Origin of the sequence: Tunicatimonas sp. (assembly GCF_049647865.1) — a bacterium.
GTDB lineage: Bacteria > Bacteroidota > Bacteroidia > Cytophagales > Cyclobacteriaceae > Tunicatimonas.
Genome location: NZ_JBARYM010000684.1, coordinates 1 through 4,896 on the forward strand (window position 1 = coordinate 1; position 4,896 = coordinate 4,896).

5 protein-coding genes and 1 pseudogene are annotated in these 4,896 nt (G+C 46.2%); 4 read left to right on the forward strand and 2 right to left on the reverse strand.

The genetic code is table 11. The features are described 5' to 3' along the window. The 4 genes and pseudogenes from WBA23_RS20020 to WBA23_RS20035 form a co-directional block, all read left to right on the forward strand. Window positions 1–215: pseudogene (locus tag WBA23_RS20020) on the forward strand (ATPase); the annotation flags it as partial. Between the two features lie 162 nt (window positions 216–377). Next, window positions 378–797: a BfmA/BtgA family mobilization protein gene (locus tag WBA23_RS20025; protein ID WP_424584055.1), complete on the forward strand. Its 420-nt coding sequence runs from the start codon at window positions 378–380 to the stop codon at window positions 795–797. A gap of 72 nt (window positions 798–869) precedes the next feature. Beyond that, window positions 870–1,865: a DUF5712 family protein gene (locus WBA23_RS20030; RefSeq protein ID WP_424584056.1), complete on the forward strand. Its 996-nt coding sequence runs from the start codon at window positions 870–872 to the stop codon at window positions 1,863–1,865. A gap of 11 nt (window positions 1,866–1,876) precedes the next feature. Next, window positions 1,877–3,757 carry a type IV secretory system conjugative DNA transfer family protein gene (locus tag WBA23_RS20035; protein ID WP_424584057.1) on the forward strand — a complete coding sequence of 627 codons (1,881 nt, stop codon included), beginning with the start codon at window positions 1,877–1,879 and terminating at the stop codon, window positions 3,755–3,757. Between the two features lie 7 nt (window positions 3,758–3,764). Here the strand turns inward: WBA23_RS20035 and WBA23_RS20040 are convergent, their stop codons facing one another. Beyond that, a complete protein-coding gene (locus WBA23_RS20040) occupies window positions 3,765–4,298 on the reverse strand; it encodes a LytR/AlgR family response regulator transcription factor (RefSeq protein ID WP_424584058.1) in 534 nt (177 codons plus the stop codon). Window positions 4,299–4,402: 104 nt separating this feature from the next. Next, a complete protein-coding gene (locus WBA23_RS20045) occupies window positions 4,403–4,543 on the reverse strand; it encodes a hypothetical protein (RefSeq protein ID WP_424584059.1) in 141 nt (46 codons plus the stop codon). Between the last annotated feature and the right edge of the window lie 353 nt (window positions 4,544–4,896).

Sequence of the window (4,896 nt, forward strand, 5' to 3'; positions counted from 1 at the left end):
TCGCCAAGCACTTCGGTAACGACTGCAATGTCATATCCGAAGTACTGTTAGACCGCTACGAAGAATTTGGGCGTCGCGGCTTGATCACCCATCTGACCACCAACCTGAACGCCGAAGAACTACAGCAGCACTACCACGAGCGGATACGTTCCCGACTGCGGGAAATGTGCAACCTCATTACGTTTCCTGCCGAGATTCCCGACTGGCGAACGTAGTGCCTGTTTGCTTTTGGTTAGCAAGAAGGGAGTGAATAAGTACTTATCTAATCGTCTGATTTACAGCAATTTGCGAATAAGATGAAGTGTGGGTGAGTAACTCCTAAGCCTAAATCACTGATTGACAATCCGTTTCGTGTTACTTCACCAAGTACCTTTCCTATGAATCACAGTAAAAAAGTGAATATATCTAGTCAAGTCCACCATCTTCTAACTGAGGAAGCGGGGCGGCTCAACCTATCCCGGAAGGACTATATAGAAGCCGCCGTGCAGTTCTTTTCCGAGCGGCAGTCAAACCCTACTACTTATCAGCCTGAGGAAACGAAGAAAATGCTGCAAGAGGTCATTGACCGGCTGTTTTCCTATTTGGTACACCAGGAAAAGCATCTGCTTAAGAAGTTGCTGGAAGAAGCCACTAAAGCCCGCATTTTAGGAGAAGTATCCGCCAATCATCTACTGACCCTCCGCGCCCAGGATGACCCGTCAACCTTTGAGCAACTCCAACAGCAAGACCAGCAGTACTTAGCTCAACGCTTACGCAAAATGACTAACCAGCGGGATCATGGTCACGAGCAAAAGTAGCTATTCTAAAGGCTGTCTATCGTCTTTCCACCTTTCAACTTCTCTACCATCCAATCCCCAAAACCTAGAAACATGCACAGCAAAATCATTAACCCCAAACAACACGGCCGATTCGTCTTTTCCAACCGGGGCTCTTGTAAGAAAACCGTGAGCTACCTGGGGCACGAAGTACAAGAGCAACCGGGTACAGCCCACTTCTTCCATCAGCACCAGGATGCTATCACGGCGGATGAGGTACGGGAAGTGATCGACAGAAACGCCCGAGGACTTGGCAAACAGCAGGAGAAGTTTTACTCATTAGTACTTTCGCCTTCGTTTGAAGAACTGGCCCATTTGCAAAACGATCCTAAAAAGCTGAAAGCCTTTACCATGCAGGTCATGGAAAACTACGCTCATAACTTTCGCTTTACTAAGCAACCCGATAAAAAGCTTACTGGTCAGGACGTGGTCTGGTTTGCCACGATCCACCAAACACGAATAGAGAAGCAAGGGGATACGAAAGGACACCTCAAACCCGGTTTTCATACCCACATTCATGTACTGGTTAGTGCCCAGAACCAGGAAAGATCGCTCCGATTGAATCCCCGCAGCTACCGCAGTCGGTTTTCTATCAAAGACTGGCAGACACAAAATGGAAAAGACTTTCAGCAGCTATTTGACTATCAGAAAGCGACGATATCCGAAAAACTTACCGCTCCCATGCCACCCGAAGAGCAGCTTCGGTATCAGCGGCGTATCGGCGAAAAGGTAGCGCACCTGAACCAGTATTTTACCGGGCACTGGAAGCTAGACGAAAACAAAGTCTTGAAGATCGGAAAGGCTCAGCACTACGGCAAAGGCTTCTTTTTTCGCTTGCACCACCTGACCCAGCGCTACCAGCAGGGAAAACTGGTGAACAATCCGTACCACATGCTAGAAACTGGGAAAGACGAGCCGTTCCGACTGCCGGAGTACACGCTGTTGAAGCTGGGAAAACAAAGTCAGTCAATGGGTGAGGTGACAGAAGAAAGCCTGGATAGAAAGCGAAAGAAGAAGCAAACTCAGCAGCAACCCCAAGTAGAACGCTAGAACACTATACCATGACCTACCGTCCCTTAGTAGAGCTGCTTTTCCTGCTGTCCACCCTATTACTCATTCCACTGGGGCTAGAGTACACCTTACTAGCTTTTACCGAGCAGTTACCTACAGCTACCCATCCGCTACTTACGCACATGTTGGCTATTGTAGAGCGGCAAGGAGTGCTACTACGAACCGTTTGGCTGCTTACGTACACGGGACTGTGCCTGTCGTTAGTGGCTATGAAGGTTGACCAGTCGTCAACGAAAATCGCCTATCGTCCTACGGTTGATCTACCAATCGTTGTAGTAGGGTTCGTCGCGGTCTACGGTTTGCTGACGGTTCACTCGTACCCTATGACGACTATCTATTGGCTGTATCTTCTATCGGTCGTAGGGGTGCTGATTACCTTACCATTCATCATCAACGTATTTCGTAGAACAAGTACGAAAACTAAAGAACAATCGGAACGACGTAAGATTAATACCCACGATAGTATTGTCATCCGTACGCAACAGGGCTATTTGAATGTCGTGAATCCATACCGAGGCACGCTAGTGATGGGCTCCTCGGGATCGGGTAAATCCGAAAGCATTGGTAACGCTTTCTTACAGCAGTTTGTCCGAAAGGGCTTTGCGGGGATCGTCTACGACTTTAAGTTTCCGGTACTAGCCGGTGTACTTAATACGGCCCTACATCGCTCCGGCAATCCGCACAACTTGCATTACTTTATTGTGAACTTCCGCGATCTTTCACAATCGCACCGGTGCAATCCCTTAGCTGCCGAAAACATTCCTACGCTTTCTCATGCTGAAGAATACGCCCAGGCAATTGTGAGTAATCTAGATTCATCTACTATTAAGCGGCGTGACTTCTTTGCCGCTTCCGCCCAGGCCTGGCTCACCGCCCTGATCTGGTTTTTCCGCTGCGAGCACCCTGAACATTGTACCTTACCCCATATAATCAATACGGCGTTGTATTCGGACTATACCCATGTGATTAGTATGCTGGAAGCCAACCCGCAAAGTGCTGACTTGATTCGTAGTATTGCCACAGCTATTCGGAACAAAGCCGACAAGCAACTAGCTGGAGTGATTGCCTCCTTACAAATGATGGTGACTAAACTCAACTCCCCCGAGATCGCTTGGGTCTTATCCGGTAGTGACTTCAATCTTAATATTAATGATCCTAAACAACCTAAGATACTCTGTTTGGGCTCCGATCCTGGATTAGTAGACACCTTTTCCCCCGTGATTTCGCTGATTATCACGGTGGCTCTCAAACAAATGAACCAGCCGAATAAACAGAGAAGCTTTGTGCTGTTAGATGAAGCACCGACGCTTTACATTCCAAGGTTTGAGATCATTCCCGCCACGGCTCGTAGCAATAAAGTAGCTAGCGTCTATATGGTGCAGGATCTCTCGCAGATGATTGACCGCTACGGTAAGGACAAGGCGGAAGTAATTCTCTCCAATCTTTCCAATCAGTTTTACGGTAAAGCTAGCTCAGTAGAAACCGCTAGAAGGGTCAGTGAGATGATTGGTCGGGAAGAACAAAGCATCCGGAATCAGTCGCAGGGGGTGAGCCAGTCCGGTAGAGGGGGGCGCAACCTGTCGCACAATATCAGCAGCAGTCGGCAGGAACGCTTGCTCATCAAACCGCAGGAAGTGATGCAACTTTCCCCCGGTGAGTTTATTGGTCAGACGGTAGAAAGTAGCCTTCCCTATTTCCGAGCGAAGGCTAAACTACCGCAAGAAATGAGGCGGTATTCCGTAGCTACGTTTGTGGAAGTTCGGAAAGGTACGGTGCTAGATGATGAAGTACAGCAAAACTTTAAACAGATCCGAACGAAGGCAGCGAATATTGTCCGGCGGTACCCTAATGTTTACCGGCCTGCGGAATAAAGTATGTTCATTTGCTATGCAATTGAAAGGCTCTCAGTAATAGATCTCGTTCACGCTCAAGTTGTTGATAGTCTTCGGGTAATGGTTGGCTACCTGAGGAATGAGACGAAGGATCGTTTGCAGTAGTATTATCTGAATGACGACGTATCATTCGCTGGGCTTTCTGCACCATCTCTAAAAAATTTTGGTAGCTCACGACCTTTTGTAGAAAGCCTACGACTCGGTCAAATTGATACCCTTGCGTAGCGTACTCGGTATGTCCGGTGGTCAGAATCACCAGCGGTAGTAGGGCGCTACTTTTCTGTTCCAACATCTTTAAAAAATCAAAGCCGCTCATAGCGGGCATTTCCACATCTAAGAATACCAAATGAATCTCAGAATGAGTTTGAAGATAATCAAATGCCGCTATACCATCTAGCAACGTTGAGGCTAACTGCAACCCTTTTGTCCTTTCAACATAGCTGCTAAGTATATCGATACAAGCGGGTTGATCATCTACGATCAGGCAGTGTAGAACCGATGGCTCTTTCGTTGGTAGCACAACAGATAAATAATGGTTAAAAAAGTGATAAGAAGAACTGCAAAAAAGACCTCTCCCTACTTTGATGCTTTACATCAAGAGAAAGGTCTTGTATGCAAACTATCTTAGCGTTGCCTTTTTGGTCGCTTAGGAACTCGGGGCAGGCGCATCCGAGGTGGTCGGGGGCCACCCCATCCTCTAATGGACTGCTGTTGCTCAACACTCAGTTCGGTGTAGGTTGCTTCTGAATTTGTTTGGTTTTTCATGATTAATAAAATTTAAAAATTTGTACTTTTTGAGTTTTCAAAATTAGCATTTGAAATTTTTACTGCCAAATTGAAATAAGAAAAATACACGAACGGCAGATAAATGAGCATAAACAGTCGTACTATCTGCATCAAAGGCATATTCTAAAGCGTGACCGCATACCATCCTGAAAATATATTGTAACTTTTGTCATATCTTTGTAAAAGTAGAATTATGAAATCTGAGAATAAATATACTATAAACGTTTTTAATAAAATTATATTGATATACAATATCGTTAAGTGAATGATGAACTATTCATATAAATATATTGACTACACTATTGTTCACCTCAAGTGGTGGCGTCATGGGG